Below are 22,736 nucleotides of genomic sequence, written 5' to 3'. Positions count from 1 at the left end.
CTAGAGCAACTGCGTGCTGGCGCCACCGTCGGCAAAGATGATGGTGCCGGTGGTAGCCGGTAGCCAGTCCGACAGCAGGGCGCACACGGTCTTGGCGACCGGCGTCGGGTCCTTCATATTCCAGCCCAGCGGCGCGCGCTGGTCCCAGCCCTCTTCGAGCAGCTGCATCTGCGCACCGGCCTCCTCGCCGAGCGCTCCGCCGACGATCGCGCTCATCGCCAGGGTTCGGATCGGGCCGGCGGCAACGAGATTCGACCGGACGCCGACCTTGCCCGCTTCGCGCGCGACGAACCGGTTGACCGACTCCAGCGCACTCTTGGCGACGGTCATCCAGTTGTAGGCCGGCATCGCGCGGGTGGGGTCGAAGTCCATACCGACGATGCCGCCACCGGGGTTCATGATGGGCAGTACGGCCTTGGCCAGTGAGGCGTAGGAGAAGGCCGAGATGTGGATGCCCTTGGCGACATCCTCGTACGGCGCGTCGAAGAAGGGGTTGACGCCCATCCCGGTCTGCGGCATGAAACCGATGGAGTGCACCACACCGTCGAGCTTGTTGCCCTCGCCGATTTCGGCGGCGATCCGGTCGGCCAGGGTGTCCAAATGCTTTTCGTTCTGGACGTCGAGTTCGATCAGAGGTGCCGGGTTGGGCAGCCGGTCGGCGATCCGCTGGATCAGCTTCATCCGATCGAATCCGGTGAGCACCAGTTCGGCGCCGGCCTCCTGCGCGACCTTGGCGATGTGGAACGCGATCGAGCTGTCGGTGATGATCCCCGTGACGAGGATTCGTTTGCCTTGCAAAAGTGTCATGTGAAGCCCTCTCGTCCTTTTCCCTAGTGCCCCATACCCATGCCGCCGTCGACCGGGATGACCGCACCGGCGATGTAGCTGGCATCCTCGGATGCCAGAAAGCTGACCGCCCCGGCGACTTCCTCGGCGGTCCCGACCCGCTTGGCGGGGATGAAGTCCAGAGCACCCTCCTGGATCCGCTCGTCGAGCGCTCGGGTCATCTCGGTGTCGATATAGCCCGGCGCCACCACGTTCGCGGTGACCCCGGCCTTGGACAGTTCCCGGGAGATCGAGCGGGCCATGCCGATCAGGCCCGCCTTGGCGGCCGCATAGTTGGACTGGTTGCCGATGCCCCACATGCCCGAGACCGATCCGATGAAGATGATCCGGCCGAACCGCTTGCGCTGCATGCTGCGTGACGCACGCTGGGCTACCCGGAACGCCCCGGTGAGGTTGGCGTTGATGACGTTCTCGAATCGCTCCTCGGTCATCCGGATGAGGAACGCGTCCTGAGAGATGCCCGCGTTGGACACCAGCACCTCGACCGGACCCTGATGTTCCTCGACCTCTTTGAAGGCCCGGTCAACGGCCGCACTGTCGGTGACATCACACACGACGCCGAACAGCCCCTCGGGCGCACCCGAGCCGCGGTGGGTGACGGCCACCTTGTGACCGTCGGCGGCCAGCCGCCGGGCGATCGCCAGCCCGATGCCCCGGTTTCCACCGGTGACCAGCACCGAACGGGGGACAAACGGGGGTTTCACGGCCGCTGCGACGCCGGCCGATTCAGCGATGTCGGTATCGGTCATGTCGGTCAACTTACTGTCTGCCGTCGGCCGCACCGAAATCGCCGGTGTCGCCCGCGCGCCGAGTTCGACGTTTTGTCGGCGGTTTCTCGCACTTTCGCAACGGTTTGTCGGTTTGGGCGCAATGGAAGAGAGATCAGCCGGGCAGGCGACGGTTGATCAGCAGCGCGGCCAGCGCCGCGACGGCCAACACCAACGCGCCCAGCCGCAGCCAGCCGGTGCTGGCCTCGCCCCTGATGGTCTCGTAGCCGATCTGGTCCTGCAGGGAGGTGAAGACCTCCTTGAGCTGCTGCAGGCTCGATGCGGTGTAGGCATTGCCGCCGGAGAGGTCCGCGATCTTCTTCAGCATGTCGTCGTCCACCGGAACCGGTTGGCGCTGGTCGTTGATCTCGACATAGCCGTACGGGGTGCCGAAGGACACCGTCGAGATGGGCACCCCCTGGTCCTTGGCCGTGCGGGCAGCGGTGAAAGCCCCCTTGGGGTTGTCCGGGTTGGACGGCACGGTTTCTTTACCGTCCGACATCAGCACGATCCGGGCCGGCGGCGGGGCGTCCCCGCCCCCGATCACGGCGCCGACGGTCGCAATGGCCTGCAACGCGGTGAAGATCGCCTCACCGGTGGCGGTGCGGTCTGCCAGCTGCAATTTATCGATCGCGTTCTTGGTCGCTTCACGGTTGGTAGTCGGCGACACCAGGACCGTGGCCGTGCCCGCATAGGCGATCAGGCCCAGGTTGATCCCGGGAGTGAGTTGATCGGCGAACTGCTTGGCGGCCTCTTGCGCAGCCGCCAGCCGGCTGGGCTCGACGTCGGTGGCACGCATCGACTGGGAGACGTCGATGGTCAGCATGACCACCGCGCGATTGCGCGGGATGCGCACGTCGTGGGTCGGGCCGGCCATCGCGATGGTCAACAAGACCAGTGAGGCGACCAACAGAATCGCCGACAGATGCCGCCAGCGGGTGGGCCGTTTGGGCGCAACACTTTCCAGCAGTTCCATGTTGGCGAACCGCAGGATGCGCTTCTCGCGCGCGTACTGCACGACGATGTAGAGCCCGACCAGTCCCGCGATGACGAGCAGGAACAGGAAGAACCACGGATGGGTGAAGCCGGACAGCGTCATCGGCCCCAGCAACGGCAATGTCATAGCAGACCTGTCATATCGGTGTTGCTTATTGGCTGCCCGCCAGGGCGCCGCGGCGACGGGACGCGACGAATCGCACGATGTCGGCGATCCAGTCGCGGTCGGTGCGCAGGGTCATCAACGGAGCGTCGCAGCGGCGAAGGGTGCGCGCGACCTCCTCGCGGTGCGCCGCGGCGGCGCGGGCGAAGTCGTCGCGCAACTGCGCGTCGATGGTGAACTCGCGGGTGACCCCGGACTCGGTGTCCTGCAGGATCACGTCGCCGACCGGCGGCAGTTCGATGTCACGGGGGTCGAGCACCTCGATACCCAGAACCTCGTGTCGGGCGGCGATGGCCCGCAGCGGACGCATCCAGTTGATCGGGCCGAGGAAGTCGCTGATCACGACGGCCATCCCACGGCGGCGTTCGGGCCGGCGCAGGGCGTCGATGGCGGCGGCCAGATCGCCGCGCACTCCCTGCGGCGCCCGCGGCGCCGTCGCGATGGCACGCAGCAGACTCTGTTCGTGCTGGCGTCCGGACCGCGCGGGCACCCGCACGATCGAGTCCCCGTTGGCCACCAGCGCGCCGATCCGGTTGCCGCCACCGCTGTTGAGGTAGGTAATGGCGGCCGCGGCGGCGACGGCCAGATCGCGTTTCTCGCAACCGGTGGTGCCGAAGTCCAGGCTGGCCGACATGTCGACCACCAGCCAGGTCTCCAACTCGCGGTCGGCGATCATCTGCCGAACGTGCGGATGGGTGGTACGGGCGGTCACCGACCAGTCCATCCGGCGCACGTCGTCGCCGGGCTGGTAGAGCCGCGACTCCCCCGGTTCGGATCCGGGGCCGGGGATCAGGCCGAGATGGTTGCCGTGCAGCACCCCGTCGAGCTTGCGCTTGACCGTGAGTTCGAGCGTGCGCAGCGCCGCCGACAGCTTGGCGTCACCGATCTCACCGCGCTGAAACGACGGCGGGTGGACAGTTTCGGACTCGCTCACCGAGCGTTGGCACCTGCCCCGGCGGGAACCACCGGCGGGGCCGAATGCCCTTGCTGCGGAACAGCATTGACCTGGGGCAGCGCAACCGTCTGCAGGATCCGATTGATCACCGTCTCGGCCTTGATGTCATCGGCGAGGGCGTCGTAGGTCAGCACCAGCCGGTGACGCAGCACGTCGGGGATGACGTCGATGGCATCCTGCGGGATGACATAGTCGCGGCCGCGGACCAGCGCCAGGGCGCGCGCGGCGGCGATGATGCCCAGCGACGCACGCGGCGAGGCACCGAAGGCCACCCAGGCCTTGACGTCGTTCATGCCGAACTGCTCGGGGCGACGGGTGGCGGTGACCACCCGGACCACATAGTCCACCAGCGCGTGGTGGACGAAGTTGTTGGCGGCAACACTCTGCAGCCGCAGCAGGTCGCCGGTCTCGAGAATCTGCTTGGGCTCCGGTGGGGTGACGCCCATCCGGTAGATGATCTCGCGTTCTTCCTCCGGCGACGGGTAGTCCACATTGATCTTGAACAGGAAGCGGTCACGCTGCGCTTCCGGCAGCGGGTAGACGCCCTCGTTCTCGATCGGGTTCTGGGTCGCCATCACCAGGAACGGCTTGGGCAGCTCATAGGTCTTGCCGCCGATGGAGATCTTGCGCTCGGCCATGACCTCCAGTAGCGCCGACTGCACCTTTGCCGGGGCACGGTTGATCTCGTCGGCGAGCAGGAAGTTCACCACGACGGGCCCGAGTTCGATGTCGAACTCCTCGCGGCCCTGCCGGTAGATCCGGGTACCGATGATGTCGGTGGGCACCAGGTCGGGGGTGAACTGGATGCGGGCGAACGTACCGCCGACCACCTTGGCAAAGGTCTCCACGGCCAGCGTCTTGGCGACACCGGGAACACCTTCCAGCAGGACGTGACCCTTGGCCAGCAGCCCGACCAGAATGCGTTCAACGAGCTGATCCTGGCCCACGATGATGCGCTTGACCTCGAAGATCGCCCGCTCCAGGGTGTGCACCTCGCCGGCCAGACCGTTACCGCCGGGCGGCGGGGAGGCCGGGGCTCCGCTCGGCCCGCCAAACGATCCGGGGCCTGCGGGCGACCCACCTGGTGACGTCATCGACTTCCTCCACGAGCTGTTGGTTTTATCGGGCACCTTGACACCCGCACACAACTATTCCAGGCGTTCTGTGATCCGTCGACGTGCCCCTTCGCTGGCGCGTCGAGCAGTGGGCCGCGTCGAGCAGCGGCTAGGTCTCGATGATGCGCGTCAGATACGGCGTCATGCCGGCGGTGCGCACCGGACTGACGGTCACCTGACCGGCCGCCGAGGACGCCTCGAGCATCTGACCGTTGCCCAGGTAGAGCGCCACGTGCTGGGAGCCGCCCGGTCCGTAGAAGATCAGGTCGCCGCGCTTGGCCTGCGACGGCGGGATGTGTCGGCCGGCGTTGTACTGGTCCCCGGAGTACTTGGGGATCTGCACCCCCACGCCGGCGAAGGCATAGCGGGTGAAACCGGAGCAGTCGTAGCCGACCTTGCCCGCGTCCTCGTCCACGCCGGTGCTGGGCCCGTTGATCGCGCCACCACCCCACGAGTAGGGCACGCCGCGTTGTGAGGCACCCCGGGCGATCACGTACTCGATGGCCTGCGGCCCGCGGACCCGGCCACCGGCCAGCGCCGACGGCGATCCGCCGAAGCCCAGGCCGGCCAGGAACCTGCGGCCCAGGTCCATGGTCGCCTGGGCGGCCTGCTGGGTGGCTTGCAGCGAGGCGTTGGCGATGGCGACCGGGTCACCGGGGGCGCCCGCGCTCAGGATCTTGGGCAGCGTCGGATCCCACTGGCCCGGATCGGCATTCGCCGGGCTGGCCACGCCCAGCCCCAGAGCCAGTGCCGTCAGGACCGTCCCGACGAAGAGTCGTCGAGAAGTGTTGCGAGACATTAGAAGAAGCTCCTGAACAACTGGGTCAGTATTCGATGTAGCGCACGACGTAGGGGGTCATGCCGCTGGTGCGCACCGGCGAGATCTTCACCGACGAGCCGGTGTAGGGGGCCTCGAGCATCTGACCCTGGCCCAGGTAGAGCGTCACGTGCTGGCTGCCGCCCGGGCCGTAGAAGATCACGTCACCGCGACGCATCTGCGACGACGGGATCTTGCGGCCCATGTTGTACTGCGAGCCCGAGTAGTGCGGCAGTTTGATCCCAACTCCGGCGAACGCGTACAGAATCAGCCCGGAGCAGTCGAATCCGACCGTTCCGGCGCCGCTGTCGATTCCGTTGCTGGGGCCGTTGGCGGTCCCACCGCCCCAGGAATAGGGCACACCCATCTGGGTCATGGCCCTGCGAATGACGTACTCGGAGGCCTGCGAGCCGTACACGTAGGGAATCGCGCCGTTGGTGATTCCGGTGTCGTCAGGCTTCAGGATGCCCAGCTTCTGCAGGAAGCTCTTGCCCATCTGCTTGGTCGCGTCCAGCGAGGACGACGCGATCTGCAGGACGGCGTTGACGATCTGAATCGGGTCGCCGGAGACGAAGGCGCTGGGCACCGCCGGCAGGGTCAGATCCCATTCGGAGGCCTTGCCGTAGGGCACCTTCACCGACGACGGCGCCGACGACGATCCCGGCGCGGCCGGATCCCACCGATCCCCCGGTGTCGCGGGCCCGGTCGCCGCCGACTGCGGCACGGCGGCAGGCGAATTCGCCGGTACCGACGACTGGCGGGCGGCGTCGAGCTTCTCCTGAGCCGTTTTGCGTTCGGCGGCGAGCCGGTCGATCTCGGTCTGCTGGTCGGCGAAGGTCTTCTGCGCATCGGTCAGCGCCGAGACCGCCGACTGCTGACTGGCCTCGGCGTCGGCGACGGCCTGATCGGCCTTCTCCTTGGCCAGCCGGGCGGCCGACTCCTTGTTGATCTGCTCGGTGCGGGCCCGCTGCAGGTCGGTCATCACCTGCGCAGCGCTGGCCGCCAGCGTCTGGCCCGCCGATGCGGTGGAGATGATGTCCTCGGGATTGGTCGCCATCACCAGCGACGCCGACGGCCCGTTGACGTAGGTCGCCGCGGCGAAGACGTCGAATCGTTTCTGGGCGTCGGCGATCGCCGCGTTGGCGTCGGAGACCGCCTGTGCGCTGGCATCGACCTGGTCCTGGGCCGCCGCCGCCGCGTCGCGCGCGGTCTGGACGTCGACGAGTGCTTTGTTGACGCTTTCCTGCTCGGCCTGCACCTTGGCGCCGATGTCCTGCAGCCGCTGGTTGGCGTCGGCGACATCGGCGATCAGCCCGGCGATCGTGTTGGGGCCGGGCCCGGGCTCGGCCTGGGCGAATCCGGGAATGCTCAGCGTCATGGCGATGCTGAGCGCCAACGGACCCACCGGCTTGGCGATGCGGATGGCCGGCCGGGTAAGAGAGCCGCGATGGGAACCCCTCATGTGACCCTGGTCTCCTCTGCTTCACGTGCAGTCACGCCAGTAACAGATGTCACTTCAGTCACATCATTAACAATGGCGACAGTTGCACCGTACGTCACATTTGTCGCAGAGGAAACTTCCGGCAAGAATTACATGTTTGTCATTTACGGGATGTTGCCGAAAAGTAATCTTATTGATTTGCCAGATAAGGCAGTTATGCCTGCTCAGACGGGGTTTGGGTATTTTGCGAGCGCTTGGCCCGAAGCTGCAGAACTCGGGTCAAAACAGCCGCGACGGCCACTCCGATCACAAGCGTGATCGTTAATCCCATCCAGGGAAAGTCGGGTGTTTGCAACTGGTCGACAAAAGCCTGTGCACCCACCACCGGATTGGCCGCCGTCTTGGCCACATCCTGGCCGGCCTCCAGCGTCACCCGGTCATAGGCCGTGCTGTACGTCCCCGCCCAGCCCGGGCTGAGCACCAACACCGTGGCATCGGGATGGGCCTGACCGATCTCGGTGGCGACATCACGAAGGGGGGTGTCGATCGGCGGACTGGTCTGCATCACGACGACCTTGAGGTCGATCCCGTGCCCCTGGGCCGCGGCGACCACCTTCTGCAGACCGGCGGCGTCGGCGGCAGGCGCGGCGACGCCATCGTCGGCGACGTCCGCCTTGACCGCGGCCATGCACTGATCGAGCGGAGTCGACGGCGCCAGTCCGACGCTGCTGCACACGTCCACCGGAATGTAGGTCGGCGCGGGCGGGATCGTCACAATCGAAAACCGTACCTCGCCGCGCCACCCCGGGGTGGCACCACGCGCCGGAGGAGATAAGACTGAAGCACAGGACCGTTGGCCGCGCGCGGACGCCGATCCGCCCGCATAGCAGGACAAGCGTACTGTTAGTATCCGAGACGAATGTCGGCACAGCCCGCCGACATTGATGACAACGCCGGGAGTTGATGTGAGCGATTCACTAAATTCGTTTGGAGCGCGCGACACCCTGAAGGTCGGCGACAACAGCTACCAGATCTACCGCCTCGACGCGGTCGCCGGCACCGACAAACTTCCGTACAGCCTCAAGGTGCTCGCCGAGAATCTGTTGCGCACCGAGGACGGCGCGAACATCACCAAAGACCACATCCAGGCGATCGCCAACTGGGATCCGTCGGCCGAGCCCAGCATCGAGATCCAGTTCACCCCGGCCCGTGTGCTGATGCAGGACTTCACCGGCGTCCCGTGCATCGTCGACCTGGCCACCATGCGGGAAGCCGTGTCCGCGCTGGGCGGTGACCCCGACAAGGTCAACCCGCTCTCCCCCGCCGAGATGGTGATCGACCACTCGGTGATCCTGGACGTCTTCGGCACAGCCGATGCGTTCGAAAGGAACGTTGCGCTCGAATATGAGCGAAACGGCGAGCGCTACCAGTTCCTGCGCTGGGGACAGGGCGCCTTCGACGACTTCAAGGTCGTCCCGCCGGGCACCGGTATCGTGCACCAGGTCAACATCGAGTACCTGGCCCGCGTGGTGATGACCCGTAATGGTGTCGCGTACCCGGACACCTGCGTCGGCACCGACAGCCACACCACGATGGAAAACGGCCTTGGCGTACTCGGCTGGGGCGTCGGCGGTATCGAGGCCGAGGCCGCGATGCTGGGCCAGCCGGTCTCGATGCTCATCCCCCGCGTCGTCGGTTTCAAGCTGACCGGTGAGATCAAACCCGGCGTGACCGCGACCGACGTGGTGCTCACCGTCACCGACATGCTGCGCAAGCACGGCGTGGTGGGCAAGTTCGTCGAGTTCTACGGCAACGGCGTCGCGGAGGTGCCGCTGGCCAACCGCGCCACGCTGGGCAATATGAGCCCCGAGTTCGGTTCCACCGCGGCGATTTTCCCGATCGACGAGGAGACCATCAGCTATCTGCGGCTGACCGGGCGCACCGACGAGCAGCTCGCGCTCGTCGAGGCCTACGCCAAGGCACAGGGCATGTGGCACGACCCCAAGCACGAGCCCAAGTTTTCCGAGTACCTCGAACTCGACCTGTCCACGGTCGTGCCGTCGATCGCCGGCCCGAAGCGCCCGCAGGACCGCATCGAACTCTCGGATGCCAAGAACGCGTTCCGCAAGGACATCCACAACTACGTCGAAGAGAACCACCCGGCACCCGAGACCAAACTCGACGAAGCCGTCGAGGAGTCGTTCCCGGCCAGCGACCCGGTGTCGCTGTCGTTCGCCGACGACGGTGCGGTCGACGCGCGCCCGTCTGCGGCCAACGGGGCCGAGGGCCGGCCGAGCAAGCCGGTCACCGTCAAGTCGGCGGACCGCGGCGAATTCGTGCTCGATCACGGTGCCGTCGTGGTCGCCGGTATCACCTCGTGCACCAACACCTCCAACCCGTCGGTGATGCTCGGCGCCGCGTTGCTCGCGAAGAAGGCCGTCGAGAAGGGGCTGACCTCCAAGCCGTGGGTCAAGACCAACATGGCGCCCGGTTCACAGGTGGTCACCGACTACTACAACAAGGCGGGGCTGTGGCCCTACCTGGAGAAGCTGGGGTACTACCTGGGCGGCTACGGCTGCACCACGTGCATCGGCAACACCGGGCCGCTGCCCGATGAGATCAGCAAGGCCATCAACGACAACGATCTGTCGGTCACCGCGGTGCTTTCGGGCAACCGCAACTTCGAGGGCCGCATCTCCCCCGACGTCAAGATGAACTACCTGGCGTCCCCGCCGCTGGTGATCGCCTACGGGATCGCGGGCACCATGGACTTCGACTTCGAATCGGATCCGCTGGGTACCGACAAAGATGGCAACGACGTGTTCCTGAAGGACATCTGGCCCACAACGGCCGAGATCCAAGAGACCATCGCGTCCTCGATCAACCGGGACATGTTCACCGCCAGCTACGCCGACGTCTTCAAGGGCGACGACCGCTGGCGCGCGCTGCCCACCCCGGAGGGCAACACCTTCGAGTGGGACGATGCTTCGACCTACGTACGCAAGGCGCCCTATTTCGACGGCATGCCAGCCACGCCTGATCCGGTGAAGGACATCACAGGCGCCAGAGTGCTTGCCCTGCTTGGCGATTCGGTCACCACCGATCACATCAGCCCGGCCGGCAGCATCAAGAAGGGCACCCCGGCGGCGCAGTACCTGGAAGCCAACGGCGTCGAGCCCAAGGACTTCAACTCGCTGGGCTCGCGCCGCGGCAACCACGAGGTGATGATCCGCGGCACATTCGCCAACATCCGGTTGCGCAACCAGCTGCTCGACGATGTCTCCGGCGGCTACACCCGCGACTTCACCCAGGAAGGTGGTCCGCAGGCGTTCATCTACGACGCCTCGATGAACTACCAGGCAGCCGGCACTCCGCTGGTGGTGCTGGGCGGCAAGGAATACGGCTCCGGTTCCTCGCGGGACTGGGCGGCCAAGGGCACCAGCCTGTTGGGCGTCCGCGCCGTCATCACCGAGTCCTTCGAGCGCATCCACCGGTCCAACCTGATCGGCATGGGCGTGATCCCGCTGCAGTTCCCCGCCGGAGAATCCGCGGCGTCACTCAAGCTGGACGGCACCGAGGTCTTTGACATCACCGGGATCGAAGAACTCAACAACGGCAAGACACCGAAGACCGTGCGCGTCAAGGCCACCAAGGCCGATGGCGGGACTGTCGAGTTCGACGCCGTGGTCCGCATCGACACCCCCGGCGAGGCCGACTACTACCGCAACGGCGGCATCCTGCAGTACGTGCTGCGCAACATGCTGCAGGCCGATTAGCCGAGCGCGGTCACCAAGATCATGCCCCGGGTCAGCGAGGACCATCTGGCGGCCCGCCGTCGCCAGATCCTCGACGGCGCTCGGCGTTGCTTTGCCGAGTACGGCTACGACAAGGCAACCGTGCGCCGCCTGGAGCAGACCATCGGCCTGTCGCGAGGTGCGATATTCCACCACTTCCGCGATAAGGACACCCTGTTCTTCGCCTTGGCGCGTGAGGACGCCGAGCGGATGGCCGAGGTCGCCTCGAGGCAGGGTCTCATCCAGGTGATGCGGGACATGCTGGCCGCACCCGATCAATTCGATTGGCTGGCCACACGATTGGAGATCGCCCGCAAACTGCGCAACGACCCGGTGTTTCACCGGGGTTGGACGGAGCGCTCCGCCGAGTTGGCGGCGGCGACCAGCGATCGGCTGCGCCGGCAGAAGCAGGCAGGCCGGCTGCGCGAGGACGTGGCGCCCGACGTGCTGCAGTGTTACCTGGACCTGGTGCTCGACGGGCTGGTCGCGCGGCTGGCCGCGGGCGAAGACCCCCAGCGACTCTCAGCGGTGCTGGATCTGGTCGAGGATTCGGTGCGGGCCGAACCCGAATCACCGTGAGCAGACGCAAAAGACTCCGACACGCCGTGAGTTCCGGACCGCTTATGTCTGTTCGCGAGAGAGTCGAGAATCGCTAGCGACGGGTGACGTGGTTGGGGCCACCGCGGCTGCGCATGGTGGTTCCCGATTCGCGCAGCAGCGCGTGGATCGAGCCGTACGACCGGCCCGTCGACGCCACCAGCGTGCGAATGCTCGCACCGCCCTCGTAGGCGCTCCGCAGATTGTTCAACAGCTGATCACGAGCTTCGTTGGGCTTCCTCATGATGACCCTCCCCGGTCGATTCGGCGCCGTTAGCCCACAGAGTAGGAGCGCTATTCGATGACGTGGCCGGAATCACCGAAATGGTTTTCCCAGTTGTCAGGCGAGCTCGATGAGGTCCCGATAGTCGTCGGACCAGAAGTCCTCGGTGCCGTCTGGAAGCAGGACCACCCGCTGCGGGTCGAGCGCTTCGGCGGCGCCCGGGTCGTGGGTCACCAGCACCACCGCTCCCAGATAACTGCGCAGTGCGTCGAGAACCTGTTCGCGGGAAGCGGGATCGAGGTTGTTGGTCGGCTCGTCGAGCAGCAGCACGTTGGCCGTCGAGGCGACCAGCCCCGCCAGTGCGAGCCGCGTCTTCTCGCCACCTGACAGGGTGCCGGCGGGTTGGTCGAGCTGCGCGCCGCTGAACATGAACGCACCGAGCAGGCCGCGCAACTCCTGTTCGCCGGTGTCGGGCGCGGCGTGGCGGATGTTCTCCCACACCGTGGAGTTGTTGTCCAGGGTGTCGTGTTCCTGTGCGAAATAACCGATCTTGAGCCCGTGCCCGGGTTCCAGCCCGCCGGAGTCCGGAGTCTCGACACCGGCCAGCAGGCGCAGCAGGGTGGTCTTGCCGGCCCCGTTGAGGCCGAGCACCACGACCCGCGAGCCGCGGTCGATGGCCAAGTCGACCCCGGTGAACACCTCCAGCGAGCCGTAGTTCTTGGTCAGTCCCTTGACCACCAGTGGGGTGCGCCCGCACGGCGCTGGAGTCGGGAACTTGATCCGGGCGACCTTGTCGGCGACGCGCTCCGCGTCGAGGGCGGACATCATCCGGTCGGCGCGCCGCAACATATTCTGTGCCGCAACGGCTTTGGTGGCCTTCGCTCCCATCTTGGCGGCCTGGGTGCGCAACGCGGCCGCTTTGCGCTCGGCGTTGGCCCGTTCCCGGCGCCGGCGCTGCTCGTCGGTCGCCCGGGCGTCGAGGTACTTCTGCCAGCCCATGTTGTAGACGTCGACCTCGCCGCGCACCGCGTCGAGGAACCACACCCGGTTGACTACCTCGGCCAGCAGTTCGACGTTGTGGCTGATGATCACCAGCCCGCCGGTGTGCGCCTTGAGGAAATCGCGCAGCCAGCCGATGGAATCCGCGTCGAGGTGGTTGGTCGGCTCGTCGAGCAGCAGCGTGGTGGCCGAATTCGCTCCGGCAGCCCCGCCTTCCGCTGCCGCGAAGAGAATCCGGGACAGCTCGACGCGCCTGCGCTGGCCGCCGGACAGGGTCCGCAGCGGCTGGGTGAGGATCCGTTCCGGCAGGCCCAGGCTGGCGCAGATGCGACCCGCTTCGCTCTCGGCGGCGTATCCGCCCAGCGCCGCGAACCGTTCCTCCAGTTGGCCGTAACGACGCACCGCCTTGTCGCGCGCGGCGTCGTCGACCACCTCGGCCATCAGCGCCTGCTGCTTCTCCAGATCGGACAGCAGCGTGTCCAGGCCGCGGGCCGACAACACGCGATCGCGAGCCAGGACGTCGAGATCACCCTCGCGGGGGTCCTGCGGCAGATATCCGATATCACCGGTGCGCACGACGGTGCCCGCGTAGGGCTCGCCCTCCCCCGCCAGGATCCGCATGGTGGTGGTCTTCCCCGCACCGTTGCGCCCGACCAGGCCGATGCGGTCGCCGGGCTGCACCCGCAGCGCCGGGCCCTCCGCCAGCAGCAACGTGCGCGCCCCGGCGCGGACCTCGAGGTCCGTTGCGGTAATCATCTGCGGCGCTCCTCCTCATCGCTGCGCTCTGCATCGTCGCCGCCGCGGATCATGGGCGCTGCTCCTAGGTGATTGCGGGACTACTTCTCATCGGTGAAGACGGGGGCGCGGTTCTCGGCGCGCGCAGCAACCGCCTCTTCGAAGTTGGCGGTGAGCAGGCGCACATAGAGTTGCCCAAGACCCTCGGCCTGCATATGCCCTTCCAGGCTACCGGCGTCCAGTCCACTCCATAGCGTCCGCTTGGTCAACTCGGTTCCCGGGCGGGAGAACGCCGCGATCCGGGCGGCAATCTCGTAGCAGGCCGGCAACAACTCCTCATCGGGTACCTGCCGGGATACCAGCCCGATCCGTTCGGCCTCCTGCGCGTCCACGTCCCGGCCGGTCAGCATGATCTCGAAGGCCCGCGATGATCCGATCGCGCGCGGCAGCAGGTAGCTCAATCCCAGCTCACTGGCGGTCAGCCCGTTGTTGATGCCGGCGGCGCGGAAGTAGGCGCCGCTGGCTGCGACCCGGATATCGGCGGCTAGCGCAAGGCACAGCCCGCCCCCGATCGCGGCGCCGTTGACCGCGGCGATGATCGGTTGGTGCAGCTTGCGCATGGCGAGGATCACATCGTCCAGCACGGCCATGGACCGCAGCCCGAACGACGGACGGGTCAACCCGGCGACATTCGGTACCGAGCCGGCGGACTTGTGGTCCGCGCCCGAGGAGAAGCCGCGACCGGCGCCGGTCAATACGACCGCCCGCACCGAGTTGTCGTAGTTGAGTTCGGCGAGGACTTCCCTGAGCGGCACCATAACGTCGAAGGCCATGGAGTTCATCCGCTCGGGCCGGTTCAGGGTCACCAGGGCGACGCCGGGCGCAGGGTTGTCAACGAGGACGAAACCAGAGTCACGAATCACCGTTGCACGGTAACCCGTGTGTAGGTCACTCGGTTTGCGACTGGGACGCGATCGCTGCGTCGACGTCGAAGTCCTTGACCTGGGTGATGAGATCCTCCAGCGCGGCGGGCGGCAGCGCACCGGCCTGGTTGAAGATCAGCTTGCCCTTCTTGAATGCCATCAGTGTCGGGATGGAGCGGATCTCGGCGGCAGCGGCCAGCTCCTGCTCGGCCTCGGTGTCGACCTTGCCGTAGACGACGTCGGGGTGCTTCTCCGAGGACGCCGAGAAGGTCGGGGCAAACGCGCGGCACGGTCCGCACCACGACGCCCAGAAGTCGACCAGCACGATCTCGTTGCCGGTGATGGTGTCGTTGAAATTCTGTGCGGTGAGGTCTTGGGTAGCCACGTCAGTCCTAACGTCCGGTCTCCGCTGTGTGTTCCCTGTCGACGTCAATACAAACGGCCCAGGGCACTGGCCGCATCGAAACCACTGAACTCGTCGAGCTTGCCGTCGCGCACCCGGTTTACCCACCCGGGATCGGCCAGCAGGGCCCGGCCGACCGCGACGATGTCGAACTCACCCGCATCGAACTGATCGAGCAGCCGGTCGAGAGACGACGGCGGTATCAGCCCGGCGCCCGCGCCGGGCCGGAATTCGGTCTGCAGACCCACCGATCCGACCGCGATGACGGGCAGGCCGGTCATCTTCTTGGTCCAGCCCGCCAGACTCAATTGCGGGTCCTCAGCGGGGAAGCCCGGCAGGTAGTGCCGTCGTGTGGACGGATGCAGCACGTCGACCCCGGACTCCACCAACGGCGCCAGCAGTTGTTCCAGTTCGACGGCGCTGCCGGCGATCTGCGCGTCGTAGTGGTTCGTCTTCCACTGCGAGAACCGGTAGATGATCGGGAAACCGGGTCCCAGTGCGGCGCGGACGGTCGCGACCACCTCAGCCGGAAACCTGGTGCGCGCCGCCAGCGAACCGCCATAACCGTCGGTGCGGCGATTGGTGTGGTCCCAGAGGAATTGGTCCAGCAGGTAACCGTGGGCGCCGTGGATTTCGACAGCGTCGAAACCGGCGGCGCGCGCGTTGGTCGCGGCCAGCGCATACGCCTGCGCGAGCCCGGACAGCTCCTCGACGCTCAATGCCCGCCCGATCGCCACGCCCGCGAGATCGATTCCCGACGGACTGACCGGCACATCGTCGGGACCGTCGCCGTCGTGTACGCCACGCGCGGCGCCCTGATGCCACAGCTGTGCGGCGATGGCCCCGCCCTCTGCGTGCACGGCGTCGGTGACCGCACGCCAGCCGGCCAGAACATCGGCACCGTCGAGGTTGGGGATCCGGTCGGGCCAACCTGCCGCCGGATGTGGGATGCGGATGCCCTCGGTAATCACCAGCCCGGTACCACCCGCCGCGCGGCGGGCGTAATAGGCGGCGACGTCCGGTCCCGGGATTCCGCCCGGCGAGGCCGCCCGGGTCATCGGCGCCATCGCGAACCGGTTGCGCACGGTCAACGACCCGACGGTCAGCGGCGTAAACAGCTCCTGCACGGTTTCCTTTCCCACGTCGCCACGCTCCTGCCCTCCGGGTGCATCATCCATGACGGTGTCCAACACCGCCGTGCGGCGTTGTGATTCCAGTGATTACAGCTGCGCCAACACCTGGCCGAAGAAGCCGGCGACGTCGGCGGCCAGTGCGTCGAGGTCGGCGGCGAGATCGAGACCGCGCACCGCACCGAACGGGGCGTTCCACAGCGGCCCCGTACGTGGCGAGGCGCGGTAATCCCAAGGCCCGACGTAGGCATAGGGCAGCGGGTGGAAGTCGTCGCCGGCCGAGACGCCGTAGTTGACCTCGTCGGCGCTGGCGGCGACGTCGAAGTGTTCCGGCCACAGAACCGGATGCCCGTCCGGGAGAACGGTGTTGATCGCGACGCCGCCGGCGTAAAGGCTTCGGTGGATCGCCTCGGCGGCGTCGGCGTCCAGCTCGATGACGGCCTCGGGAGCCAGTGCCGCCACAGGGTCGTACACCGTGGCCGGTGGGCCGACGTCGAGCCCGGTGGCCTCGATCAGAGCGCTGACCGGGCCGGCGAGCCGAACGCTGCCGTGCGGCCATACCAGCGTCGTCCCGTGCACCTCGATCCCGAGTGTTGTTCCGCAGAAGCCGTCCGGACGGACCGCCAGCCGGATCGTTCCCGTCGCGCGGTACTGCGGTCCGGCGATGAAACTCTCGGCGATGCCGTGCAGCTGGCGGCGGGTCGTCACCACGGTGGCGCCCTCGGTCACCCAGCCTTCCTTTCGGTGCTCTCGATGAGCTCGAGCGCCCGATCTCTGGCGCGATCGGCGTTGGCCAGCAATCGCTCTCGCCGATCGGGCCACCAGAACAGCACGAACCCCAGCAGCACGAGACAGAGGCAGGACGCCACCAAGCCGCGCGGCGATCCGGCCACCACCTCCCACACCGCAACCCCCAGGGCGAGGACAAGGACCAGCGGCAGCACCCAGCGAAACGGCCGCCCGCTGTCCGCGGATCTGTGCATCCCATCGGCGAAATCCACCACCGGCTGCGCCAGCGCCGGGTCGCCCATCCGACCGCCCCAGTGGGTGACCCCGGCGACCCGCGCCCGTTGCTCGCCGCTGAGCGCCGAAGCTCCCGGCCAGAACCGCGCCATCCACCAGCCCATCCAGCCGCCGCAGATCAGCGTGACAACGACCAGCACCAGCAGGGCGGGAAACCACATCCCCGAATCCAGCCAGGCCAGTGCACCGAGGAACACCCCGGCGCCCAGGCCCACCATTCCCGCTCGGGCCAGCGCGCCTCCCCGCCAGACGAAAGCGGGGACGGTGAGCATTCTCGAAAGGCTAGACCGTGAAGCCGAGCGCCCGCAGCTGTTCGCGGCCGTCTTCGGTGATCTTGTCCGGACCCCACGGTGGATTCCACACCCAGTTGATCTTGGCCTCGTTGACCAGGCCGGCGCCGACCAGCGCGGTCATGGTCTGGTCCTCGATCACGTCGGTCAGCGGGCAGGCGGCCGAGGTCAACGTCATGTCGATGCGCGCGACTGTGCCGGTCTCGACCTTCTCAACGTCGAGGCCGTAGACCAGTCCGAGGTCGACGACGTTGATGCCCAGTTCGGGGTCGACCACGTCGCGCATGGCTTCCTCGATATCGGCCAGCAGCTCGTCCGACGGTGCGGCAATGTCGCTGTCGCTCATCGCTTCTCCTCCAAGTCCTTTCGATGCGAGGCCTGGGCCACCGCGTCTTTGAAAGCCAGCCAGCCCAGCAACGCGCATTTCACCCGGGCCGGGTACTTCGCCACGCCGGCAAACGCCACTCCGTCGCCCAGCACGTCTTCGTCGCCTTCGATGGCTCCTCGCGACGACACCATCTCACTGAACGCCGCCACCGTCTTGAGCGCATCACCCACCGTCTGTCCGATCACCTGATCGGCGAGAACCGAGGTGGCGGCCTGGCTGATGGAGCAGCCCTGGCCGTCGTAAGAGACGTCGGTGACCTGTTCGCCGTCCTCGGACAGGGTCACCCGCAACGTCACCTCGTCCCCGCACGTCGGGTTGACGTGGTGCACCTCGGCGCCGAAGGGCTCGCGCAGCCCGCGGTGGTGCGGGTGCTTGTAGTGGTCCAGGATCACTTCCTGGTACATCTGCTCCATTTTCAACTCAATCACGCCCAAAGAATGCGAGGGCCCGGCGGACGCCGGCGATCAGCCGCTCCACTTCGTCGACGGTGTTGTACACCGCGAAGGAAGCCCGCGCGGTGGCGGCGATCCCGAATCGGCGGTGCAGCGGTGCGGCGCAGTGGTGCCCGACCCGCACGGCGACGCCCTCGTCGTCGAGCACCTGCCCGACGTCGTGGGCGTGCACTCCCTCGACGACGAAGCTCACCGGCGAGCCCCGGTGCTCCATCGTGGTCGGCCCGATGACGCGTACCTGCGGAATCCCGGCCAGCCCCTCGAGGGTGGCGGCCACCAGTGCGTTCTCGTGCGCCTCGACAGCGGCCATCCCGAGCGCACCGAGATACCGTGCGGCTGCCGCCAATCCGACCACCTGCGAGGTCATCGGCGTGCCAGCCTCGAACCGCTGCGGCGGAGGCGCATACGTGCTGGCCTCCATGGTGACGGTCTCGATCATCGATCCGCCGGTGAGGAACGGGGGCATCGCATTCAGCAACTCCCGGCGCCCGTACAGCACACCGATACCGGTGGGACCGAGCATCTTGTGACCGGAGAACGCGGCATAGTCGACGTCCAGGCCGTGGAAGTCCACCGGCTGGTGTGGTACCGACTGGCAGGCGTCCAGAACGGTTATTGCGCCAACGGACCGAGCCCGCCTGACGATTTCGTCGACCGGTGCCACCGCTCCGGTGACGTTCGAATGATGGCTGAAGGCGACGACTTTCACCCGGTCGTCGAGTTGCAGCGAATCGAGGTCGATGCGGCCGTCGTCGGTGACTCCGTACCAGCGCAGGGTCGCCCCGGTGCGTCGCGCCAGTTCCTGCCATGGGATCAGGTTGGCGTGGTGTTCCAGTTCGGTGGTGACGATGACGTCGCCGGGTCCGACCGAACGTTCGAACCGGTTGTCGCCCAACACATAGGACACCAGGTTGAGCGATTCGGTGGCGTTCTTGGTGAACACCAGCTCGTCGTCGGCGGCCCCGACGAACGCGGCGATGTCCGCGCGACCCTGCTCGTAGGCGTCGGTGGCCTCCTCCATCAGCTGATGGGCTCCACGATGCACGGCGCCGTTGGAGGTGGTCAGAAACTCGCGCTCGGCGTCGAGGACCTGTAGCGGCTTCTGCGAGGTGGCCCCGGAATCCAGGTAGGCCAGCTGATGTCCGCCCCGCATGACCCGACTCAGGATCGGGAAGTCAGCGCGGACGCCCACGACGTCCAGGTCCACCGAGGCGGTCATCTCAGGCCCCCGCCGCCGCCTGGGTGAACCGCACGTAGCCGTTCTCCTCGAGCTCGTCGGCCAGCTCGGGACCACCGGATGCCACGATCCGGCCGTCGACGAAGACGTGGACGAACTGCGGGTGGATGTAGCGCAGGATCCGGGTGTAGTGGGTGATGAGCAGGACACCCGCGTGCTCGGCCTCGGCATACCGGTTCACGCCCTCGGAGACCACGCGCAGCGCGTCGACGTCCAGGCCGGAGTCGGTTTCGTCGAGGATCGCGATCTTGGGCTTCAGCAGACCCAGCTGCAGGATCTCGTGGCGCTTCTTCTCGCCACCCGAGAAGCCTTCGTTGACGCTGCGTTCGGCGAACTGCGGGTCGATCTCGAGGTCGGTCATCGCGGCCTTGACCTCTTTGACCCAATGCCGGAGCTTGGGCGCCTCGCCGCGGACCGCGGTCGCCGCCGTGCGCAGGAAATTCGACATCGATACCCCGGGCACCTCGACCGGGTATTGCATGGCCAGAAACAATCCGGCGCGGGCGCGTTCGTCGACGCTCATCGCGAGCACGTCGGCACCGTCGAGGGTGATCGAGCCGGAGGTGACGTGGTACTTGGGATGACCCGCAATCGAATACGACAGGGTGGACTTGCCCGATCCGTTGGGCCCCATGACCGCGTGGGTCTCCCCCGACTTCACGGTCAGATCGACGCCCTTGAGGATCTCCTTCTCGGTGCCGTCCTCGTTGGCGACGCTGACGTGGAGGTCCTTGATTTCCAATGTGCTCATGGCTGGGTGGCTCTCGCTTCAGTGATTGCTAGTTCTCGTTCGATGGCTTCGGTGAGGCGTTCGCGGACGGCGGGGACGGCGATCTTGGCGATGATCTCGCCGAAGAAGCCGCGCACCACCAACCGGCGGGCCTGTTCCTCCGGGATGCCGCGGGCCTGTAGATAGAACAGTTGCTCGTCGTCGAAACGGCCGGTGGCGCTGGCGTGCCCGGCACCCAGGATCTCCCCGGTCTCGATCTCCAGGTTGGGCACCGAGTCGGCCCGGGCGCCGTCGGTGAGCACCAGGTTGCGGTTGACCTCGAAGGTATCGGTGCCGGTGGCCGCCGCGCGGATCAGCACGTCGCCGATCCAGACGGTGTGCGCGTCCGGCTTGGCCGAATCCGGATCACCTTGCAGCGCACCCTTGTACAGCACATCCGACTTGCAGTTCGGGTGGGCGTGGTCGACCAGCAGCCGCGACTCGAAGTGCTGACCGTCGTCGGCGAAGTACGTGCCGAGGAGCTGGGCATCGCCACCGGGACCGGTATAGCGCACCGTCGTGGTCGTGCGGACGACGTCGCCGCCCAGCGTGACGTTGACATGCCCGAGCACGGCGTCCCGGCCCAGCAGCGCATGGTGCGCGCTGACATTCACCATGTCGTCGGCCCAGTCGGCGATCCAGATCACCCCGAGGCCGGCCGCGTCGCCGACGATGATCTCGACGTTGTCGGCGTAGGTTCCGCTGCCGCGGAGGTCGACGACGACGATCGCGCGCGCCTGCTCCTCGACCCGGATCTGCAGGTGCCCGTAGGCCACCGCACCTTCACCGGGGCCGTCGACGGTGATCTCGATGGGCTCGGCGATCTCGGTGCCCCGCGCGACGGTGACCACGGTGGCGGAGTTGAACGACGAGAACGCCTGCGCGGCAACCCGATCGGCCGGGACACCGCCCTGGCCGAGCCGCTCGTCCTTGCGGCCGACGGTCTCCACCATGACGCCGGGCCGTTCGGTGACGGTGATCTGGGCGGACCCGGTGGCGGGGGCCGAACCGTCGTGTAGACCGCGTAACCGCTTGAGCGGGGTGAACCGCCACAGCTCGTCACGGCCACCGGGCACCTCGAAGGCGTCGACGTCGAACGAGCTGAACTGCTCGCCCTTGTTGACGGCGGTGAGGCGCGAACCCTCCACCGCCCTAGTCAGATTGCTCACTTAACCGACCGCACCTTCCATCTGCAGCTCGATCAGCCGGTTCAGCTCCAGGGCGTACTCCATCGGCAGTTCCTTGGCGATCGGCTCGACGAAGCCGCGCACCACCATCGCCATCGCCTCGTCCTCGGTCATGCCACGGCTCATCAGGTAGAACAGCTGATCTGCGCTGACCTTGGACACGGTGGCCTCGTGCCCCATCGTGACGTCATCCTCGCGGATGTCGACGTAGGGGTAGGTATCGCTGCGGCTGACGGTATCGACGAGCAGCGCATCACATTTCACGCTCGAACGCGATCCGTGCGCACCTTTGTTCACCTGGACGAGGCCCCGATAGGACGCGCGGCCGCCACCGCGGGCCACCGACTTCGACACGATATTGCTCGACGTGTTCGGAGCCAGGTGCAGCATCTTGGCGCCGGTGTCCTGGTGCTGCCCCTCACCGGCGAACGCTACCGAGAGCACTTCACCCTGGGCGTGCTCACCGGTCATCCAGACCGCCGGGTACTTCATCGTCACCTTGGAGCCGATATTGCCGTCGACCCACTCCATGGTGGCGCCGGCTTCGGCCCGGGCCCGCTTGGTGACCAGGTTGTAGACATTGTTCGACCAGTTCTGGATGGTCGTGTACCGGCACCGGCCACCCGGCTTGACGATGATCTCCACCACCGCCGAGTGCAGCGAGTCGCTCTTGTAGATCGGCGCGGTGCAGCCCTCGACGTAGTGCACATAGGCGTCCTCGTCGACGATGATCAGCGTGCGCTCGAATTGGCCCATGTTCTCGGTGTTGATCCGGAAGTAGGCCTGCAGCGGGATGTCGACGTGGACACCCTTGGGCACGTAGATGAACGAGCCACCCGACCACACCGCGGTGTTGAGCGCGGAGAACTTGTTGTCACCGGCCGGGATCACCGTGCCGAAGTACTGCTTGAAGATCTCCGGGTGCTCACGCAGGCCCGAGTCGGTGTCCAGGAAGATCACGCCTTGGGCCTCGAGATCCTCACGGATGGAGTGGTAAACCACCTCGGACTCGTACTGCGCAGCCACACCGGAGACCAGCCGCTGCTTCTCCGCCTCGGGGATTCCGAGCCGGTCGTAGGTGTTCTTGATGTCGGCGGGCAGGTCGTCCCACGTGGCGGCCTGCTTCTCGCTGGAACGCACGAAGTACTTGATGTTGTCGAAGTCGATGCCCTCCAGGTTCGATCCCCAGTTCGGCATCGGCTTCTTGTCGAACGTGCGCAGCGCCTTGAGGCGGATGTCCAGCATCCACTGCGGCTCGCTCTTCTTGCCCGAGATGTCACGCACCACCGCCTCGGACAGCCCGCGCTGCGCGCTGGCGCCCGCGACGTCGGAGTCCGACCAGCCGTAGCCGTACTTGCCCAGCGAGGCGATCGCCTCGTCCTGGGTCAGTGGCTCGGCCGGCTTGGCTTCCGGTGTGAGTGTCATGGCGACGCTCCTCAATCGATCGTGGCGGCTTCGGCGCGAGCTGAGCACCGAAGTGGTTCTT

General features: G+C 66.8%; 23 protein-coding genes. 2 read left to right on the top strand and 21 right to left on the bottom strand.

Features of this window, described 5'->3' with window-relative positions:
* From inhA to ORI27_RS08395, 8 genes are all read right to left on the bottom strand, one after another.
* On the bottom strand, positions 1–807 hold the full coding sequence (gene inhA, locus ORI27_RS08430) for an NADH-dependent enoyl-ACP reductase InhA (RefSeq protein WP_265996160.1): 807 nt from the start codon (positions 805–807) through the stop codon (positions 1–3).
* 23 nt (positions 808–830) lie between these two features.
* A complete protein-coding gene (gene fabG1 / locus ORI27_RS08425; protein WP_265996161.1) occupies positions 831–1,595 on the bottom strand; it encodes a 3-oxoacyl-ACP reductase FabG1 in 765 nt (254 codons plus the stop codon).
* Positions 1,596–1,728: 133 nt separating this feature from the next.
* The gene (locus ORI27_RS08420) at positions 1,729–2,736 is read right to left on the bottom strand and encodes a VWA domain-containing protein (protein ID WP_265996162.1); all 1,008 of its coding nucleotides are present in this window, start codon (positions 2,734–2,736) and stop codon (positions 1,729–1,731) included.
* A gap of 25 nt (positions 2,737–2,761) precedes the next feature.
* Positions 2,762–3,706, bottom strand: a complete 945-nt coding sequence (locus tag ORI27_RS08415) for a DUF58 domain-containing protein (RefSeq protein WP_265996163.1) — start codon at positions 3,704–3,706, stop codon at positions 2,762–2,764.
* Positions 3,703–4,821: a chaperone MoxR1 gene (moxR1, locus tag ORI27_RS08410; RefSeq protein WP_265996164.1), complete on the bottom strand. Its 1,119-nt coding sequence runs from the start codon at positions 4,819–4,821 to the stop codon at positions 3,703–3,705. Before moxR1 ends, ORI27_RS08415 begins: the two co-directional genes overlap by 4 nt.
* A 130-nt stretch (positions 4,822–4,951) precedes the next feature.
* Positions 4,952–5,641 (bottom strand): NlpC/P60 family peptidoglycan endopeptidase RipB, encoded by a 690-nt coding sequence (gene ripB / locus ORI27_RS08405; protein ID WP_265996165.1) that lies wholly within the window; start codon positions 5,639–5,641, stop codon positions 4,952–4,954.
* A gap of 25 nt (positions 5,642–5,666) precedes the next feature.
* A complete protein-coding gene (ripA, locus tag ORI27_RS08400; RefSeq protein WP_265996166.1) occupies positions 5,667–7,121 on the bottom strand; it encodes an NlpC/P60 family peptidoglycan endopeptidase RipA in 1,455 nt (484 codons plus the stop codon).
* Positions 7,122–7,314: 193 nt separating this feature from the next.
* Positions 7,315–7,875, bottom strand: coding sequence for an Rv1476 family membrane protein (locus ORI27_RS08395; RefSeq protein ID WP_265996167.1), 561 nt, complete (start codon positions 7,873–7,875; stop codon positions 7,315–7,317).
* A gap of 190 nt (positions 7,876–8,065) precedes the next feature.
* Between ORI27_RS08395 and ORI27_RS08390 the strand changes: the two genes are divergently transcribed.
* Together ORI27_RS08390 and ORI27_RS08385 are read left to right on the top strand one after the other, a co-directional pair.
* Complete coding sequence (locus ORI27_RS08390) at positions 8,066–10,876, top strand: aconitate hydratase (protein WP_407666243.1); 2,811 nt, start codon at positions 8,066–8,068, stop codon at positions 10,874–10,876.
* Positions 10,877–10,897: 21 nt separating this feature from the next.
* Entirely contained in the window at positions 10,898–11,473 is a 576-nt protein-coding gene (locus ORI27_RS08385) for a TetR/AcrR family transcriptional regulator (RefSeq protein ID WP_265996169.1), read from the top strand.
* A 73-nt stretch (positions 11,474–11,546) separates the two neighbouring features.
* On the opposite strand, the gene ORI27_RS08380 is transcribed toward ORI27_RS08385, so the two are convergent.
* The 13 genes from ORI27_RS08380 to sufB all read right to left on the bottom strand — a co-directional run bounded on the left by ORI27_RS08380 (position 11,547) and on the right by sufB (position 22,675).
* On the bottom strand, positions 11,547–11,735 hold the full coding sequence (locus tag ORI27_RS08380) for a helix-turn-helix domain-containing protein (RefSeq protein ID WP_265996170.1): 189 nt from the start codon (positions 11,733–11,735) through the stop codon (positions 11,547–11,549).
* 96 nt (positions 11,736–11,831) lie between these two features.
* Positions 11,832–13,469 carry an ABC-F family ATP-binding cassette domain-containing protein gene (locus ORI27_RS08375; protein WP_265996171.1) on the bottom strand — a complete coding sequence of 546 codons (1,638 nt, stop codon included), beginning with the start codon at positions 13,467–13,469 and terminating at the stop codon, positions 11,832–11,834.
* Positions 13,470–13,549: 80 nt separating this feature from the next.
* A complete protein-coding gene (locus ORI27_RS08370; RefSeq protein WP_265996172.1) occupies positions 13,550–14,371 on the bottom strand; it encodes an enoyl-CoA hydratase in 822 nt (273 codons plus the stop codon).
* A 25-nt stretch (positions 14,372–14,396) separates the two neighbouring features.
* Positions 14,397–14,756 (bottom strand): thioredoxin, encoded by a 360-nt coding sequence (gene trxA, locus ORI27_RS08365; RefSeq protein ID WP_265996173.1) that lies wholly within the window; start codon positions 14,754–14,756, stop codon positions 14,397–14,399.
* 44 nt (positions 14,757–14,800) lie between these two features.
* The gene (locus tag ORI27_RS08360; RefSeq protein WP_265996174.1) at positions 14,801–15,952 is read right to left on the bottom strand and encodes an oxidoreductase; all 1,152 of its coding nucleotides are present in this window, start codon (positions 15,950–15,952) and stop codon (positions 14,801–14,803) included.
* Between the two features lie 42 nt (positions 15,953–15,994).
* Positions 15,995–16,633: a hypothetical protein gene (locus tag ORI27_RS08355; protein ID WP_265996175.1), complete on the bottom strand. Its 639-nt coding sequence runs from the start codon at positions 16,631–16,633 to the stop codon at positions 15,995–15,997.
* Positions 16,630–17,199, bottom strand: a complete 570-nt coding sequence (locus tag ORI27_RS08350) for a hypothetical protein (protein ID WP_265996176.1) — start codon at positions 17,197–17,199, stop codon at positions 16,630–16,632. Before ORI27_RS08350 ends, ORI27_RS08355 begins: the two co-directional genes overlap by 4 nt.
* Before the next feature lie 10 nt (positions 17,200–17,209).
* The gene (locus tag ORI27_RS08345; protein WP_265996177.1) at positions 17,210–17,563 is read right to left on the bottom strand and encodes a metal-sulfur cluster assembly factor; all 354 of its coding nucleotides are present in this window, start codon (positions 17,561–17,563) and stop codon (positions 17,210–17,212) included.
* Positions 17,560–18,030, bottom strand: a complete 471-nt coding sequence (gene sufU, locus ORI27_RS08340) for a Fe-S cluster assembly sulfur transfer protein SufU (protein ID WP_265996351.1) — start codon at positions 18,028–18,030, stop codon at positions 17,560–17,562. Before sufU ends, ORI27_RS08345 begins: the two co-directional genes overlap by 4 nt.
* Positions 18,026–19,276: a cysteine desulfurase gene (locus ORI27_RS08335; RefSeq protein ID WP_265996178.1), complete on the bottom strand. Its 1,251-nt coding sequence runs from the start codon at positions 19,274–19,276 to the stop codon at positions 18,026–18,028. The genes sufU and ORI27_RS08335 overlap by 5 nt, the downstream gene beginning before the upstream one ends.
* 1 nt (position 19,277) lies before the next feature.
* The gene (gene sufC / locus ORI27_RS08330) at positions 19,278–20,045 is read right to left on the bottom strand and encodes a Fe-S cluster assembly ATPase SufC (RefSeq protein WP_265996179.1); all 768 of its coding nucleotides are present in this window, start codon (positions 20,043–20,045) and stop codon (positions 19,278–19,280) included.
* Positions 20,042–21,232: a Fe-S cluster assembly protein SufD gene (gene sufD, locus ORI27_RS08325; protein ID WP_265996180.1), complete on the bottom strand. Its 1,191-nt coding sequence runs from the start codon at positions 21,230–21,232 to the stop codon at positions 20,042–20,044. Before sufD ends, sufC begins: the two co-directional genes overlap by 4 nt.
* A complete protein-coding gene (gene sufB, locus ORI27_RS08320) occupies positions 21,233–22,675 on the bottom strand; it encodes a Fe-S cluster assembly protein SufB (protein ID WP_265996181.1) in 1,443 nt (480 codons plus the stop codon). It abuts the gene before it with no gap.
* Between the last annotated feature and the right edge of the window lie 61 nt (positions 22,676–22,736).

The organism is Mycobacterium pinniadriaticum, from assembly GCF_026242045.1.
GTDB classification, from domain to species: domain Bacteria; phylum Actinomycetota; class Actinomycetes; order Mycobacteriales; family Mycobacteriaceae; genus Mycobacterium; species Mycobacterium pinniadriaticum.
Note: the sequence above shows the minus strand (reverse complement) of the source record. Positions and strands in the feature narration are given on the sequence as shown.